Raw genomic sequence first — 16,615 nt, 5'->3', positions numbered from 1 at the left:
GATGACCATTGCCTGGATCTATCCTGGCCAGGGATCCCAAGTGGTAGGCATGGGAAGGGATCTCCAAGACTGGCCAGGAGCTGCCCAGAAGTTGGCTTTGGCGCGGGAGGTGCTGGGGTGGGATCCCTTGGCCCTTTCCGAAGAGCAGATCCACCAGACCCGCTATACGCAGCCGGCCTTGTTTACCGTGTCGGCCCTCTTGAGTGACTACCTCTATGCCCAGGGCCAGACGCCTGGCTGCACTGCTGGCCACAGCCTGGGGGAGTACAGTGCCCTCTATGCCGCCGGAGTGTTTGATTTTGAAACCGGCCTGCGGCTGGTGAGCCTACGAGGCCAACTGATGGAGCGGGCAGGGGATCCCCCTGGCAGCATGGCAGCGGTGATTGGGTTTGATCGCACCAAGCTGGAGCACCTCTGCCAGATGACCCCCAACGTTACCATTGCCAACGACAACAGCCCGGAGCAGGTGGTAATCAGCGGCTCGGTGGAGGGGGTGCAGGCTGTCTGTGAGCAGTTGCAGGCCAAGCGCACCGTTCCCCTCAAAGTCAGCGGCGCCTTCCACTCCCCTTTTATGCAGGCAGCAGCAGAAAAGTTTGCCCACCGGTTGCGGGAAGTTGAGTTTCAGACACCCCGGGTGCCGGTCTATAGCAATTGCACCGCCACGGCCAGCCGCGATCCCCAGGCCCTCAAACAGGCGCTGCTGGCTCAGATGACAGCCCCTGTGCGGTGGCGAGAAACGGTGCTGCAGATGGCTGCCGACGGCGTTCAAGAGGTGTGGGAAATTGGCCCTGGCAACGTGCTGACGGGCCTGGTGAAGCGGACAGCGCCCAGCTTGCGACGGCGCAACATCAGCAGCCTCAGCGACTACCCAGCGGGCAGCTAGAGCCCAAAGCGTTGGGATAGAGGCGGCTACTTCCGTGCTATGTGTAGTCGAGGGGGACTTGGGGGCAACCATGGCGGCCAACTCCATTCGCTTTGGCACCGACGGCTGGCGAGCAGTCATTGCCGAGGGCTTTACGTTTCAGAACTTGGCCCTTGCCGCCCAAGCCAGCGCCCAGGTGTTGGCCCGCACCTATCCTGGCGAAGGGATCCTCATTGGCTACGACAACCGTTTTCTCTCTGAACGCTTTGCGGCCCACGCAGCTGAGGTGGTGGCTCGACTGGGGATCCCCGTCTACCTCTCCGCCTGTGCGGCCCCAACGCCGGCCTTTAGTTGGGGAGCCAAAGAGCAGGGCTGCCATGGCGCCTTGGTGATTACCGCCAGCCACAACCCGCCCCACTATTCCGGCCTTAAGGTCAAAGGTGGCTTTGGCGGCTCTGTGCCCCCGGAGGTCACCGCTGCCATTGAGCGGGAGCTGAGTAGCCTGCAGCCCCTGGGATCCACCCGCGCCCCTATTCACACCTGGGATCCCTGGCCCGGCTACCTGGCTCAGCTTAGTCGCTTTGTGGATCTAGAAAAGCTTAGAAGCTCCCCAGCCAAGATCTGGGTGGATGTCATGTTTGGTTCCGGCGCCGGTGGCCTCAAGCGGCTGTTGGGGGAGAAGGTGATGGAATTGCAGGCGCGGCGGGATCCCTTGTTTGGCGGAGTCTCACCGGAGCCGCTGCCGCAAAACCTGCAGGCTTCTGCCCAGCTCATTGCCGCCGATCCTGCCCCCTTGAAAATCGGCTTGGTCTTCGATGGCGACGCCGACCGCATTGCCGCCCTCGACGGACAAGGCCATTTTCTCAGCCCCCAGGTGCTCATCCCCATCCTCATCGACCACTTGGCAGGGCGGCGCGGGCTGCGGGGGGAAGTCGTCAAAACCCTCAGTGGCTCGGAGCTGTTTGTCAAGGTGGCCGGGCGCTATGGCCTGCCGGTTACGGAAACACCCGTGGGCTTCAAGTACATTGCCGAGCGCATGCTGAGCACCCAGGTGTTGTTGGGGGGAGAGGAATCGGGTGGCATTGGCTACCTGGGCCACATCCCCGAGCGGGATGCCCTGCTTTCGGCGCTGTACTTGATCGAAGCCGTTACCGAAACCGGGCAAGACCTGAGCGCCCTCTACAGAGCTTTGCAGGAACGAGAGGGGTTTAGCTCGGTTTACCAGCGCCGCGACCTGCCCCTAGGGGGTCAAAGTCAACAAACCCAGCTATTCCAACGGCTGCAGAGGGATCCCCCGTCTGAGATTTTGGGACAGAAGGTGATCAAGCATTTCGACAAAGACGGCCACAAGTTTACGCTTGCCGACGGCAGTTGGGTGATGATCCGCGGCAGCGGCACTGAGCCTCTGCTGCGGCTGTATGCGGAAGCCCAAACCGCGGAAGCAGTGAACCATCTTTTGGATTGGGCGGCTGGGCTGCTCAGCAAAAAGGTGGGAGAAAACTGAGGCCTCCCACCATCTCTACTTCTGCGCAATAGTGGCTCAGAGTTCGCGCCACTGTTTTAAGAAGTTGCTTCTGTTGTCTTGGCTTTGGCTCGGTCAAAAGTGCCTGGCGGCTCGTAGACAAATTCAAACAGGTTGCCATCGGGATCCTTGCCATAGAAGGAGGCGGTACCGTCTCGGTGGGTGTGGATCTCGCCCACCGGGATCCCCTCTGCTTGCAGGCGCCGATGGTGCTCCTCCAGCTCCTCCCTAGTGCTGAAGACAAAGCCAAAGTGGGGCCCTGCCGCCCGGTAGCCTGGACCCAACAGCGCCAGCCCGTCGTCCCCAGCTTTCATGTAGGCCCAGTCGGGATCCTTCCAGACATTGACCATCCCCAACTTTTCGTAGAACTCTACCGCCTTGGAGACGTCTCCGACACGGATGGCAACATGTCCCAGTTGCCTAAGTGCCATATCCTCCTCTCTACTCAACCCCTATAGCCCAGCATAGCCTGCGCAGGGGATCCCCTTCTCCCCAGGAACGGGGAACTTTGTGTGATACAGAGCTAACCTTGCAGACAACCGGCGCTTATCCCATTGGCTGCTTGGCCAAGAAGCGCTCTAGTTCGTCTAAGGCCTCTGCATCCATTTTGGTTTGCATGGGGCAGAACTTAGGCCCGCACATCGAGCAAAACTCTGCCGTTTTGTAGATATCTGCCGGCAAGGTCTCGTCGTGGTATTCGCGAGCTCGCTCTGGATCTAGGGACAACTCAAATTGTCGATTCCAATCAAAGTTATAGCGGGCTCTAGCCATCTCATCGTCGCGATCCCTGGCCCCAGGCCGATGGCGGGCAATATCCGCAGCATGAGCAGCAATTTTGTAGGCAATGAGGCCATTGCGCACGTCCTCTGCATTGGGTAAACCCAAGTGTTCTTTGGGGGTGACGTAGCAAAGCATTGCCGCCCCATACCAACCGGCCAAGGCCGCCCCAATAGCAGAGCTGATGTGGTCGTAGCCAGCAGCAATATCAGTAACCAAAGGTCCCAAGACGTAGAAGGGAGCCTCGTCGCATTCCTCCATTTGCTTGCGCACGTTAAACTCAATTTGATCCATCGGCACGTGCCCTGGCCCTTCCACCATCACCTGCACATCGTGCTCCCAGGCCATGCGGGTCAACTGGCCCAGGGTCTTTAACTCGGCCATCTGGGCCTCGTCAGAGGCATCGTGCAAGCATCCCGGTCGCAGGGCATCGCCCAGGCTAAAGGAAACGTCGTATTTCTTGAAGATCTCGATGATGTCGCGGAAGCGGGTATAAAGCGGATTTTGCTTGTGGTGGACCAACATCCAACGGGCTAGGATCCCGCCGCCGCGAGAAACAATGCCCGTTAGCCGGTTGCGCACCAGCGGCAAATGTTGAATGAGGATCCCAGCATGGATGGTCATGTAGTCCACCCCTTGCTGAGCCTGCTTTTCGATAATGTGCAAAATATCCTCTTCTGAAAGCTTTTCGACATTGCCATGGACGCTTTCTAGAGCTTGGTAGATGGGTACCGTGCCGACAGGAATTGGCGAGGCTTGGATAATGGCCGTGCGAATTTCATCCAAATTGCCGCCGCCGGTAGACAGATCCATAACCGTGTCGGCGCCGTATTTGATGGCCAACTTTAGCTTTTCCAGTTCCTCAGCCAAGCTGGAAGAGGTGGGGGAAGCGCCGATGTTGACGTTGACTTTGCAGCGGGAAGCAATCCCAATGCACATCGGCTCGAGGTTGGTGTGGTTGATGTTGGCGGGGATGATCATGCGACCCCGAGCTACTTCCGAGCGGATGAGTTCCGGGGGCAGCTGCTCCCGGCGAGCCACATACTCCATCTCTTCGGTAATGATGCCCTGGCGGGCATAGTGCATCTGAGTAACGTTTGCTTGCCCACGACGGCGGGCCACCCATTCGCTGCTCATGGCCTAACTCCGGTGCTTGCTTGCCTACGCTGGTACGAATCAGATCAGGTTCTGAGGAGGGGAGCCCCCAGATACCTCTAGCGTGCTGTGATCCTATCACCGAATTTTGGGACTTTCCGAAATCTAACAAAGGCTCAGAGGGAACGTTGAGGCCAACGGGCTATTGCGCAGAGGAACTCTCGCTTGGCTCCGGCAGGTAGAGTCGGTCTTCTGAGGCATCGTATTCAAAGAGCTCTGCATAGCGGCCCCAGTCAATGGCAGTGGCAAACTGCCGCTCGGCCTCTTCATGCGGGAAATGCTCGTCCCAGAGATCCAAGAAGAAGTCCGCCCGCATGGAGCGGCTGTTTTTTTCTTCCAGAGTCTGCAGGATGCTGCGGAACACGGGCACCCGTGCCAGTAGCTGTTGCCGGAAGAGATCCTTGCTGCGCAGGATGGTGGTGTTGGCAAAGTCTTGGCCAATCTCGGTGAGTTGGACCACCCTGCCGGTTACCTCGGCAAAGCCCAACAGCACTGCTGCATCCAGAATCGGCAGCAGGTCGTCTACGGCCAGTTGCAGCCGTTCAGCCAGCTCGGCAATTTCCACCCGTGCCTGCGGCCATTCCACAATGAGCTCCAGCAGACCGCTGATGCCGCCCACCCGCGCGTGGGGTAGAGGCAAGGCGTAGGGGGAGGGGGCCCTGGGGACAGCCACCTCACTGGTTACCGGGATCTCCGGATTGGTCATGATCTCGTAGATGTAGTCCACCAGGGACTTAAATCGGGGATCCGTACGTTCATGGGGTCGCGGCAGGTCGATTTTCACCTCTCCCCGGATCCGCCCTGGTTTGGAGCCCAGGATCACTACCCGATCCGCCAAAAACACCGCCTCTTCGATGTTGTGGGTCACGATGAGAATGCTCTGGGAAGGGAAGGCGTGGGTGTTCCACAGCTCGTCGATCTCCCCCCGCAGGTTCTCCGCTGTCAGCACGTCCAGGGCGCTGAAGGGCTCGTCCATGAAAAGCACCTTCGGCTCCAAGACAAAGGCGCGGGCAAAGCCCACTCGCTGCTTCATGCCCCCCGAGAGTTCCTTGGGGTAGGCATTCTCAAATCCATCCAGCCCCACCAGGTCGATGGCCTTGAGAGCCTTTTGCCGCCGGATCTCGCGCGGGATCCCTTGCGCTTTTAGCCCCAGCTCCACATTTTCTTGTACTGTCAGCCACGGCAGAAGGGCAAAGCTTTGAAACACCATGGCCACGTCGGGGTTGGGGCCGCGCAGGGGTCGGCCATTGCTCCACACCTGCCCTTGGCTAGGGGGGATCAAGCCTGCCATGATGCGCAGCAGGGTACTCTTGCCGCTGCCGCTGCGGCCCAGCAGAGCCAAGACTTCCCCTGCCCGCACCTCCAAATCAATCTGGCTTAAGACTGTAAACTCTCCCTTGCCCTCGGGCAAAGGAAAGCGCTTGTAGACGTTCTCAACCTTAATCAAAACAGGGGAAGTTGCCGAGCTCATAGATTGATAAAGAGATTGATAAAGACTAAAGGTGATATTTTTCCTCTGCCAATTGATACAACCGCCGCCAGAAGAGGCGATTGATGCCTACCACAAACAGACTCATCATGCCAATGCCCAAGGTAATGCGGGGCCAATCTCCCCCTGCGGTTGCTTCGGCAATGTAGGTGCCTAGGCCCGTAGCTTTTAGAGTTGTCGCTCCCCAGGTTACGATCTCGGAGACAATGCTGGCATTCCAAGCACCGCCGCTAGCTGTTATTCCTCCAGTGACCCAGGCGGAGAAGATCCCTGGGATGATCAGCTTTTGCCAGAGCTTCCATCCCCGCAGACCCAAATTCATAGCCATTTCTCGCAAATCGGTGGGGATGCTCTGGGCGCCGGCAATGGAGTTGAAGAGAATGTACCACTGCGCTCCCAGAGACATCAGCAAAATGCTGCCCCACTCAATGCTGATCTGGGCGCGGATGAAAAGCAATGTGGCAAAGGGAAAAAGAAAATTGGCCGGAAAAGCTGCTAGAAACTGCACCACTGGCTGCAGCAGCTTCGCTAGGCGTGGATTAAAGCCAATGGCCACCCCAATTGGCGTCCAGACCACAGTGGCTAAAGCCAAGAGCACGCTAACCCGCAGCAGCGTGAGGATCCCCAGGCCAAAGACTAGCATCACCTCCCCAAAGCCGACGGTGGTGGATACGAAATAGACAATCCAAACCCCAAGGCCGCCAATAGCCAACCAGGAGAGCCGGGTCAATAGCTGCTCACGGCGCCGCTCAGCCTCGGGGCTGAGGGGATCTCCCCAGCGGGGGCGGGTCAGGTAAGCCAACAGCCGATCCACCCCCTCTGCCAAAGGGGAAAACCCCCTGCCAATGAGCCGCGGGATCCGGGCGGTGGTGAGCAGATCATACAGCCAGGACTCCGGCACAGCCGCCCCAGCGCTCTGTTCCAGGCGAAACTTGTCTGACCAAGCAACCAGAGGCCGCCAGAAGAGCTGATCCACCAGCAGGATCACCACTGCCATGGTTAGGATCGCCCACCCCAGCTTGGGCAAGTCCTCGGCTTGAATGGCGGCTTCCACGTAGGATCCCAGGCCCGGCAGCGTATACTCCTGGTTGAGCACGCTAATGGCCTCGCTAGCGGCCACAAAGAACCACCCCCCGCCAAAGCTCATCATGGCGTTCCAGATGAGACCGACCATTGCCGCCGGCAGCTCCAACTGGGTAAAGCGCTGCCAGCCTGAGAGGCGATACAGGGTAGCAGCTTCCACGAGCTCTTGCGGCAAAGTGCGCAGGGACTGGTAGAAGGAAAAGGTCATGTTCCAGACCTGGCTGGTGAAGATGGCAAAGATAGAAGCCGCCTCCAGTCCCAGCAAGCTGCCAGGAAAAAGGGCAATGAAGCCAGTGACAGTAATGGAGAGGAACCCCAACACCGGCACTGATTGCAGGATGTCTAGCAAGGGGATCAAAATTCGCTCTGCCCAGCGACTTTTCGCAGCCACGTACCCGTAGATCAGGGTGAAAAGAGTGGAGAAGGCGAGGGCAATGAACATGCGCAAGGTGGAGCGGGCGGCATAGTAGGGCAGCTTGCGCGGATCCAAGTCGATTCGGGGCACCACGGCTGGCGGCTGAAACTGCTCAAAAGCCCCTGCCCCCACCTGGGCCACTACCGCCAGGAGAACCAACGTGCCGAGAATGATGGCTCCATCGGCAGCCCCTGCTGGCAGCCGTCGAAGCACCTCCGGCGAAGGAAAAGTCCGCATCTCCCTCGAGGCAGCCTACGCCAGCACCCAGTGTACACCTTCCCGCCTAGCCAGAGCGGGAAGCTACCTGACTGGGAGTCTAGTGGCGAAGCTTGGGGCGGAAGAGATGGGCGTGGTCAGGGCTGTAGAGCCGCGAGCGAGCCAAGCCACCTCCTGCCAGACCCCGCAGCACTGGGCTGATGAGATAGAGCACCGTGCGCTCTAGGCCAGCTTGCCGGCTAAGGGCAGCCATCTCCGCCAGGGATCCCAGCCAGATCTGCTCGTCCGGCCACCCCAAACGGTAGCAAATGGCAACGGGGGTATCAGCGGGATAGTGGGCTAGGAGATCCGCCTGGGCCTGTTCCACGTGGCGAGCGCTCAGGTACAGACACAAAGAGGCGCGGTGAGCCGCTAGACTGGCTAAAGCTTCTGCTTCCGGCACGCGCGTTCGACCGCTGGCACGGGTGAGGATGATGGTCTGCACCACTTCCGGCACCGTCAGCTCTACCCCTAAACGAGCCGCTGCCAGCTGAAAGGCGCTCACCCCCGGCACGATCTCAAAGGGGATCCCTGCCTCAGCCAACCGAACCAGCAGCTCGTGTAGAGCGCCGTAAAGACAGGGATCCCCATCCTGCAGCCGCACCACCCGCAGCCCTGCCTTGACCCGTTCCACAATTTGCGGCAGCAACGTCTCTAGGGTAAGGGAGCGCGTGTCGATGGCCTCAACCCCAGGGCGACAGTGGGCCAGCATTCCCTCTGGCACCAAAGATCCGGCGTAGAAGACTACATCTGCTTGCGAGAGGACTCTCTGGCCGCGCAGGGTTATGAGCTCTGGATCCCCAGGGCCAGCGCCAACAATGCAAACAGGCCAGTAGGGCGAAGGTGACTTGGGCATTGACTCTCTTTCTTTACTCTCGCAGCGTGCCTCCTAACAGGAGGAGCTAGGGGGCTGGGACGAGACGCTGCTGGAGGATTTGGGCTGCCAGCAGCATATCCAAGGGAGTGGTCAGCTTGAGATTGGACTCCTCCCCTTCCACGATGTAAACCGGCCAACCCAGCTTCTCGAATAGGGCCGCATCATCAGTTACCTGCCAACCTTGGGCCAGGGCCTCCCGATGGGCTTGCCACAGCAACGACAGGCGAAAGCCCTGGGGCGTTTGTGCTGCCCACAGTCGGCTGCGCTCTGGCGTCGCTTGGATTCGGATCCCCTTGGGGCCGCTCTCGGTCACTTTAATCGTGTCTTTGACAGGGATCGCCGCAATCAAGCCATCCACCTGCTGTAGGGCAGCGCTGCAGCGATCAAAGAGCGCCGGCGTAGCCAGGCAGCGGGCCCCATCGTGGATCAGCACCCGTTCTACCGTTCCCAGGCTATAGAGATACTCAACTCCCCTGTAAACCGACTCCTGCCGCGTGGCTCCTCCCACCAGAAGCTGTACTGGCTTGGCCGGAGCAACTGCCGCTACGATGGCCTCGATGGCTGGCCAGTCGTGGGGCTGGCAGAGAATGCCAATCCACTCAATGGAGCAGGCCCGAGCTGCAGCTTCCAGCGTCCAAGCCAAAATTGGCCGGCCCAAAAGCGGCAACAGCAGCTTGTTGACTGTCGCCCCCATCCGCTTGCCACTGCCGGCCGCCGGGATCAAGAGGTGCATGAAGCTGCAAGAACATCCAGCCGCTTTCCAGTTTAAAGTAAGGGGGGGCCCGCTTGGCCCCCTTCAGGATTGCCGGCACAGCAACCCTCGGCCCCGCCTCAAGACTGCTCCAAGTTGGCTGCAGCGCTGACAAAATCCGGGTAGGCCACGTTACCGTGCTCGCCCACATCCAAGCCGGCCAGCTCCTCTTCGGCACTGGTGCGCAGGCCAACGGTTGCCTTGAGGATCAAAAACAGGATCAAGCAGGTGATAAAGGGCCAGAAGAAATAGGCTAGAGCCCCCACGACCTGCACCCCAAATTGCGCCCAGGTCACTCCTGACTCGGCATGGGCAAACCAAGGGATCCCTGCCGCCAACAGCCCCCAGATGCCACAGGTACCGTGTACTGAAATGGCGCCCACCGGGTCGTCAACTTTCAGCACCGTATCCAAGATCACCACCGAGATCACCACCAGAATCCCGGCAACCGACCCAATGATCAAAGCTCCCAGCGGGTGGACGGTGTTGCAAGGAGCGGTGATCCCTACCAAGCCGGCCAGTACCCCGTTAGCAGCAAAGGTCATGTCTGGCTTGCCAAAATGCGCCCAGCAGGTGATCATCGCGCCAATGGCTCCTGCCGAAGCTGCCAGCAGCGTGTTCATAGCGATCCAGCCAACATCAGGGCTGGCAGCAGTGGTCGAGCCAGCGTTGAATCCAATCCAACCCAAGGTGAGGATGAACACCCCCAGCATCCCCAGGGGCAGGTTGTGCCCAGGAATTGCCCGCGGCTCCCCGTCAGGGCCATACTTGCCAATGCGAGGGCCAACCACCATTGCCCCGGCCAATGCGGCAGCGCCTCCCACCAGGTGCACCACCCCTGACCCGGCAAAGTCGATAAAGCCCAGGTTTTCCAACCAGCCCTTGGTGCCGCCGTTGTAGTCGCCGAACAGGCCATTCCAGGCCCAGCTCCCCGAGATGGGGTAGATCAGCCCAGAGATGACGACAGAGTAGATGAGGTAGGCCACGAACTTGGTGCGCTCCGCCATGGCCCCGGAAACGATGGTGGTAGCGGTGGCGGCAAAGACCATCTGAAAGACGAAGAACGTAAAAGGCCAGTCCCCTGCTTCGTGGGCTTGCTGCCAGCTAAAAGCAAACCAGCTCCTGCCGAAGAAGCCGCCATTCTGGCCAAACATCAGGCCAAACCCAATGAACCAGAAGGCGCAGCAGCCCATGCAGAAGTCCATTAGGTTTTTCATCATGATGTTGGCAGCATTTTTGGAGCGGGTAAAGCCCGTCTCCACCATGGCAAAGCCAGCTTGCATGAAGAACACTAAGGCTGCCGCCACCAGTGTCCAGATGGTGTTGGCGTTTTCCTGGACAGCTTCGGCATCCTGAGCGAAGGCGCTCTCCTGACCAAGTAGAAAAACCAGGGAAATCGTCAGCGCAGCAGCTAAGCCCCACTGGGCTGGTCGCCAGAGCCGCTGCACTACTTGGCCTTTGAGCCTTTGGATCATCATTGTAGACATGTTTTTCGACTCACCTAGCAAGACGGTACTTTTGGCAACGCCATTACAACGAAAAGATACGCCCTGCCACCTCCCAAGCCAAGATGAGGCTGAGGTGAGAGACTGCAAAAACAGCTCCTTCACAGGGCGTCTTGGTTCAGTTCACCGGTGCGGATGCGGATGGTTTTCTCGACGGGGCTGATGAAAATCTTGCCGTCCCCAATTTCGCCAGTGCGAGCTGCTGCAATTAGCTTCTCCACCACTGTATCCACCAGGTCATCCTCGACCACGATCTCCACCTTTAGCTTCTGCAGGAACTCGACGGTGTACTCGGATCCCCGATAGCGCTCAGTCTGTCCTTTCTGCCGACCAAACCCCCGCACCTCGGTTACGGTCATGCCGACAATTCCGGCATTAACCAGGGCTACCTTCACCTCATCAAGCTTGAAGGGCCGAATGATAGCTTCAATCTTCTTCATTTGCTTTCTCTGCCCCAGATAGCTCGGCTCACTTTTAGCATCGCTATCCCCCGCAAGTTGTAACTTCAGATACAGTCTTGTGACGGCGAGAGGAGCTTCCCTCTGGGACTATTAGACGAAGGCTGAGTCCTGGAGGAAGCCAGCTTGGCTGTAACGAGAGCCACCGCCAGCCACCACAGCATCTGCACCTGAGGGCGGTACCAGATGGTGTCCACCAGCCCGTGGGCCATCATGCCAGTGCAAGCCGCTAAGCCTGCGGCCACCCACAGGCCCTCGGGATCCCGGGAGCTAAGCAACCGGTTCCAGCATCTCCAGCCGTGATCCCAGAGCACCAGCAAAAACCAGGCAAAAGCCAGGGATCCAAGAAAGCCAGTCTCCACGGTAAGTTGCAGCGGCACGGAATAGGCCCCGAGGGCGCTGAAGTTGCCCCGCTGGTAGAGGGGATAGACGCGGCTAAAGGCAACATTGCCCGGGCCGATCCCCAAGATGGGAAAGTCGCGGATCATGTCCAACACTGCCGCCCAGACGTTGAGACGAAAATTGTTGCTGGTATCTAGCCGTCCCCAAAAGAGACTCTGAGCCCGCAGCCGCAGGGGACGTACTGTTAGGATGGCAAGCAACAGCGCGGCTGCTCCCCCTCCCAACAGAGCCGGCAGCGTCCAACGCCGCCAACGGGCCGGCAAGTGGGGGGTGTGCCATTGCGCCAGCAGCACCGCCATCATTCCCAGCGCTGCTAGGCCGCCAATCCAGGCGCCGCGGCTGTAGGTCAGCACCAGGCAGATGAAGTTGACGGCGGTTGTAAACCCCACCAGGAGCTTGATCCCCCAGCCCGGCCAGAGGAAGATGGCAGCCAGCCCCAGGGGGAGGAGCGGAACCAGGTAGCCCCCATACAAATTGGGGTTGCGCAGATAGCTGTACACCCGCGTCAGGCCTGCCAAGCCCGATTCCGGATCCACCCAGGTGGCCAGCTCGGCAGCCCCGTAAAAGTATTGCCGCAGGCCATAGACCCCCATCGCCAAGCTGACCAAAAGCAGGGATCCGACGGTCCAATCCCGGAACTGGGGCTTGCGCAGCAGACGATGCAACAACAAATAGCCGGCTAGGTAAAGTGTCAGTTTCAGCCAGCCCTCCCGTGCTGCGTAGGAAACCGGGGAGAGAATGGTTGCCAAGGTGGCAATTCCCCAGAAAAGGCCCAGGGGCAGGTGCAGCGGCAGACCCATCGGCATTTCCACCAAAGCGCCCAGGCCCACCAGAGCGGCCATGGCCAGCAGAATCAGCCCTAGGATGCCAGTGGAGCTCTGCGCAGAAAAGACCCAGTAGAGCAGCACCAGCCCCAAGCCAAGCCAGTCGCCAGCTTGGACAAGTAAGCTACCTTGGCCCCAGTTTCTTAAGGATCCCAACAGGCCGCCCAGAAAGCTGCCCTGCCACCAGGACTCGATGGGAAAATCCCGCAGCAGCAGAGCTTGCCACGGTTGCCTTGCTTGTTCCACAGCGCTTCTCCTGCCCGCTAGGCGCCTCCTCTTCTTTTCCAAAGTCTATATCCCCAACGGCCAGGGGCAGGAAACCAAAGGCCAAAGGCTAGCTTCTTGTGCTTGGTTGGGATCTCTCCACCTCTTCAGAGTTTAGAGGTGCCGCTCCCGACTGACCTGCGTTGAAGGCTTGGGAATTGCAGTAGTGAATTTGCACGCGGGTGGGCCGTCCTAAAGCCAGAGCGGATCCCAGGCAGCGGGCCAAAACTTGGACTTTGAACTCCAGTTCTCCCCTGCTGTCCATTGCTGGCAATCCTCCCTCGGATCCCATCTCTCAGGATTAATTTAGGAAAAGATTGATGACGGTTCTTCAGTGGGAATACAGAATTCGCCCACCTAGGGAAAAGGTAAAGATCTGCAAAGCTGACACCTTGTTCCAGAGAGGGAAGAAGCTTGAACTTGGCCAGGCTTTCTCTGGGAGGTTTCGGACAAAGCATGATTTAGGTAAAATAACGCCTAGAGAAACTACGGAAAAGGGCAGTATGCCCGTTTACCTTTACTGGGGGGATGACAGCTATCGCTTGATGCAGGCGGTGCAAGAGCTGCGCGATCAAGTGCTGGATCCCAACTGGTCAGCCTTTAACTACGATCGCCTGCCTCCGGAAGCCACGCTTGCTGGTCTCAACCAAGCCATGACGCCGCCTCTGGGATCCAATGCCCGCTTGGTTTGGCTGGAAGAGACAACGCTTACCCAGCATTGCCCGGAAGAGCTATCCAAAGAACTGGAGCGGACGTTAGCCTATTTGCCTCCCACCACCCATTTGCTCTTGACCACTAGCAGCAAGCCGGATGGGCGGCTCAAATCTACCCAGCTCCTAAAAAAAGTGGCCATTGTCCGCGAGTTTTCCCAACTGGCCCCCTGGGATGAAGAGGGCATTCTCAAGCAGGTACACAGCGAGGCCCAGCAGCGGGATCTCAAGCTCAGCCCAGAGGCAGCCCAGAAGTTAGCTGAGGCGGTGGGCAACGATAGTCGCCGATTGGCAATGGAATTGGAAAAGCTGGCTTTGTTTACGGCGGGCCAACGGGATCCCATCTCCCCTGAGCAAATCGAGGCCCTGGTTCCTGCTAGCGCCTACAACAGCTTTCAACTGGCCGCCTCCCTGCGCCAGGGCAACTTGGATCGGGCCCTGCAGATCCTGACCCATCTGCTGGATTCCAACGAGCCAGCCCTGAAGATTCTAGCGGTTTTGGTGGGCCAATTCCGCACCTGGCTGTGGGTGCGGCTGCTGCTTGAAGAAGGAGAACGGGATCCCAAAGTCATCGCCCAAAAAGCAGAGATCGCCAATCCCAGCCGGGTTTACTTCTTACAGAAAGAGGTGGGATCCCTAAAAAGCTCGGCGCTGCTGGGGGTGATGGAGCAACTTTTACAACTGGAATATCAGCTCAAGCAAGGTCAGCCAGAGCGAGAAGTGTTTCAAGAGGCTCTGATTCAGATCGTGGCTATTCTCCAGAAATCTTGAACTTCTCCGCCCTTGCTGCTCAGTCTAGGGACAGTTCTGACAATTCTCTGAGCTTCGGTACTCAAAGCAGATAGAGCAGGATAAATAGCACAATCCACACCCCATCCACAAAGTGCCAATAGATCTCAGCGGCCTCGACGCCAAAGTGATGTTGGGCACTGTAGTGCCCTGGCTTCAGGGAGCGCCAAAGCACCGCCAAAATAAACAGCAACCCTGCTGCCACGTGCAGCCCGTGAAACCCGGTCAAGACATAGAAGGTGCTGGCAAACAAATTGGTGGTGAGGCCAAACTCCAGGTGGCTGTACTCGTAGAGCTGCCCAGCCAGGAAGATGGCACCCATCAGGGCAGTGAGAGCAAACCACAGTCTCAGGCCCTTGACATCATCGGCCTTGATGGCCAACCCGGCTTTGTGAATAACCAAGCTGCTGGATAGCAAAATCACCGTGTTGATGCTGGGCAAAAGCAACTCCAACTCCGGCGTCCCTTCCGGTGGCCAGACTGGGGCGGTAAGGCTGTAGGCCAAGTAGGCCATGAACAGGCCCAAGAATAGACAGCCTTCCGCTACCAGGAACATCAATAGACCAAAAACGCGATGATCTGGGTGCTCAGCATGAGCGGCGTGAGCCTGAGGGTGACCGAGCATCACAGCATCAGAACTGAGGGATCCTTGCATATTCTTGCCCAATCAAACCGTTCGCGTTAGCGGGACGTAGTCCTTTTCTTGAATTCCTCCCAAGACCATGGGGGCAGGCCAGCCGAGAATACCCACCCAGCAAGCCACTTGCTAAGAAGAGGTAGTCTCCGCTTCTGCCAACGCCAGCTCCCGCAAGCTCTTCAACTGGGCAGCAAAGTAATCCAAGGTTTCCTTGCTGTGCAGGCCGTAGTCGTAGGGACCAGTCAGCAGAATGGGATCCCCGTAGAAGTTGTGGGGGGGCGGTGGGGAAGAGGTCGTCCACTCCAGCGTCAAGGCCTGCCAGGGGTTGTCTCCGGCCTTGGGACCGGCCACCCAGGAGTAGATGGCGTTAACCAAGAAGGGCAGCGTGGAAATGGCAAGAATAAAGGCCCCCACGGAGCTAATCCAGTTGAGGTCGGCAAATTGGGGATCGTACTGGGCCACGCGGCGGGGCATCCCCATCAGGCCCAGCTTGTGCATTGGCAAAAAGCACATGTTGAAGCCGACAAAGGTTAGCGCAAAATGCACCCGCCCCCAAAACTCGTTCAGCAGCCGCCCGGTCATCTTGGGGAACCAGTGGTAGATGCCGGCATAGATCCCGAACACGCTGCCGCCGAACAACACATAGTGCAGGTGGGCCACCACAAAGTAGGTGTCGTGGACGTGGATATCCAGGGGAACTGAAGCGAGGATAATGCCGCTCAACCCCCCGATGACAAACATCGAGATAAAGCCAAGGCTAAACAGCATGGCCGACCGGAAGTGGATTTTGCCGCCCCACAAAGTAGCTAGCCAACTAAACACCTTGATCCCCGTGGGAACAGCAACGGACATAGTAGCAATCATGAAGAACACCCGCATCCAGTCCGGGGTGCCGCTGGTAAACATGTGGTGCGCCCAGACGATCAACCCCAAAAAGCAAATGGCCAAGCTGGAATAGGCGATGGCCTTGTAGGCAAAGATAGGCTTGCGAGCATGCACCGGCAAAATCTCGGAGATGATACCGAAGACCGGCAAGATCATGATGTAAACCGCCGGGTGGGAGTAAAACCAGAACATGTGCTGGTACACCACCGGATCCCCGCCACCGCTGGGGTTAAAAAAGGACGTGCCCGCCAACAGGTCAAAACTCAGCAAGATCAACGCGCCGGCCAAAACCGGTGTTGCAATGAGGGTGAGAACAGACGCTGCTAGCATGGCCCAGCAAAACAGCGGCATGTCCTGCATCCTCATGCCGGGCATGCGCATTTTCAGGATGGTGGTGATGAAGTTAACTGCGCCTAGGATTGAAGACGTCCCCGCCAGCAAGATACTCAGGATCCAGAGCTCTTCCCCCACCTTGCCGCTAACTAAACTCAGAGGCGGGTAGGAAGTCCAGCCAGCAGATGGGGGTTCTAGAAACAAGCTAGCCAAGAGCAAGATCCCAGTAGGCGGAACCAGCCAAAAGGCCACTGCATTGAGCTTGGGAAAGGCCATGTCCCGCGCCCCAATCATCAGCGGCACGAGGTAATTGCCGAAGCCCCCCACCAAAGCCGGCACGATCCACAAAAAGATCATGATCGTGGCGTGCAGGGTAAAGGCGCCATTGTACCGCTCAAAGCCAAGAAAGTCCGCCTCTGGGGTAGCCAGCTCGGCTCGTACTGCTACAGCCAGCGCTCCCCCCACCAAGTAGAAGAAAAAGGTGGTCACCAAATACTGGATCCCGATGACCTTGTGATCCGTGGAGAAGGTCAAGAAGCGCCACCAAGGTTCTGCAGGCGGATCCAGGCTGCTCCTGGGGGCAGCAACGAGGCTAGGATTGTCCTGTAGCTGAGTCATTGCA

Annotated in this window: 14 protein-coding genes; 3 read left to right on the top strand and 11 right to left on the bottom strand. The window is 58.5% G+C overall.

The genetic code is table 11. The features are described 5' to 3' along the window. Position 1: 1 nt before the first annotated feature. Positions 2-883 carry an ACP S-malonyltransferase gene (fabD, locus tag NW833_RS03935; RefSeq protein ID WP_414411615.1) on the top strand — a complete coding sequence of 294 codons (882 nt, stop codon included), beginning with the start codon at positions 2-4 and terminating at the stop codon, positions 881-883. 70 nt (positions 884-953) lie between these two features. Continuing rightward, positions 954-2,366, top strand: coding sequence for a phosphoglucomutase/phosphomannomutase family protein (locus tag NW833_RS03930; RefSeq protein WP_414411614.1), 1,413 nt, complete (start codon positions 954-956; stop codon positions 2,364-2,366). A 56-nt stretch (positions 2,367-2,422) separates the two neighbouring features. Here NW833_RS03930 and NW833_RS03925 read toward each other — a convergent pair whose 3' ends face one another. From NW833_RS03925 to NW833_RS03885, 9 genes are all read right to left on the bottom strand, one after another. Beyond that, positions 2,423-2,815, bottom strand: a complete 393-nt coding sequence (locus NW833_RS03925) for a VOC family protein (RefSeq protein ID WP_414395528.1) — start codon at positions 2,813-2,815, stop codon at positions 2,423-2,425. Between the two features lie 115 nt (positions 2,816-2,930). After that, positions 2,931-4,298, bottom strand: a complete 1,368-nt coding sequence (thiC, locus tag NW833_RS03920) for a phosphomethylpyrimidine synthase (RefSeq protein ID WP_414411613.1) — start codon at positions 4,296-4,298, stop codon at positions 2,931-2,933. Positions 4,299-4,458: 160 nt separating this feature from the next. Beyond that, on the bottom strand, positions 4,459-5,787 hold the full coding sequence (locus NW833_RS03915; protein ID WP_414395524.1) for a nitrate/sulfonate/bicarbonate ABC transporter ATP-binding protein: 1,329 nt from the start codon (positions 5,785-5,787) through the stop codon (positions 4,459-4,461). 25 nt (positions 5,788-5,812) lie between these two features. Then, entirely contained in the window at positions 5,813-7,540 is a 1,728-nt protein-coding gene (locus tag NW833_RS03910; RefSeq protein WP_414411612.1) for an ABC transporter permease, read from the bottom strand. A gap of 79 nt (positions 7,541-7,619) precedes the next feature. After that, complete coding sequence (gene cobM / locus NW833_RS03905) at positions 7,620-8,414, bottom strand: precorrin-4 C(11)-methyltransferase (RefSeq protein WP_414411611.1); 795 nt, start codon at positions 8,412-8,414, stop codon at positions 7,620-7,622. Between the two features lie 46 nt (positions 8,415-8,460). Next, positions 8,461-9,168, bottom strand: coding sequence for a 2-C-methyl-D-erythritol 4-phosphate cytidylyltransferase (ispD, locus tag NW833_RS03900; RefSeq protein ID WP_414411610.1), 708 nt, complete (start codon positions 9,166-9,168; stop codon positions 8,461-8,463). 98 nt (positions 9,169-9,266) lie between these two features. Beyond that, positions 9,267-10,673 (bottom strand): ammonium transporter, encoded by a 1,407-nt coding sequence (locus NW833_RS03895; protein WP_414411609.1) that lies wholly within the window; start codon positions 10,671-10,673, stop codon positions 9,267-9,269. A gap of 119 nt (positions 10,674-10,792) precedes the next feature. Beyond that, entirely contained in the window at positions 10,793-11,131 is a 339-nt protein-coding gene (locus NW833_RS03890; protein WP_414395514.1) for a P-II family nitrogen regulator, read from the bottom strand. Between the two features lie 65 nt (positions 11,132-11,196). Next, positions 11,197-12,621 (bottom strand): IctB family putative bicarbonate transporter, encoded by a 1,425-nt coding sequence (locus NW833_RS03885; RefSeq protein WP_414411608.1) that lies wholly within the window; start codon positions 12,619-12,621, stop codon positions 11,197-11,199. A gap of 521 nt (positions 12,622-13,142) precedes the next feature. Here NW833_RS03885 and holA point away from each other — a divergent pair. Further along, the gene (gene holA / locus NW833_RS03880; RefSeq protein WP_414411607.1) at positions 13,143-14,120 is read left to right on the top strand and encodes a DNA polymerase III subunit delta; all 978 of its coding nucleotides are present in this window, start codon (positions 13,143-13,145) and stop codon (positions 14,118-14,120) included. A gap of 61 nt (positions 14,121-14,181) precedes the next feature. Here holA and NW833_RS03875 read toward each other — a convergent pair whose 3' ends face one another. Further along, positions 14,182-14,793: a cytochrome c oxidase subunit 3 gene (locus NW833_RS03875; RefSeq protein ID WP_414411606.1), complete on the bottom strand. Its 612-nt coding sequence runs from the start codon at positions 14,791-14,793 to the stop codon at positions 14,182-14,184. 111 nt (positions 14,794-14,904) lie between these two features. Further along, positions 14,905-16,611, bottom strand: coding sequence for a cytochrome c oxidase subunit I (gene ctaD / locus NW833_RS03870; RefSeq protein WP_414411605.1), 1,707 nt, complete (start codon positions 16,609-16,611; stop codon positions 14,905-14,907). Between the last annotated feature and the right edge of the window lie 4 nt (positions 16,612-16,615).

The organism is Synechococcus sp. O70.1, from assembly GCF_047462215.1.
Classification (GTDB): domain Bacteria; phylum Cyanobacteriota; class Cyanobacteriia; order Thermostichales; family Thermostichaceae; genus Thermostichus.
The sequence above is the reverse complement of the archived record's forward strand: the minus strand, read 5'-3'. Positions and strand labels throughout refer to the sequence as shown.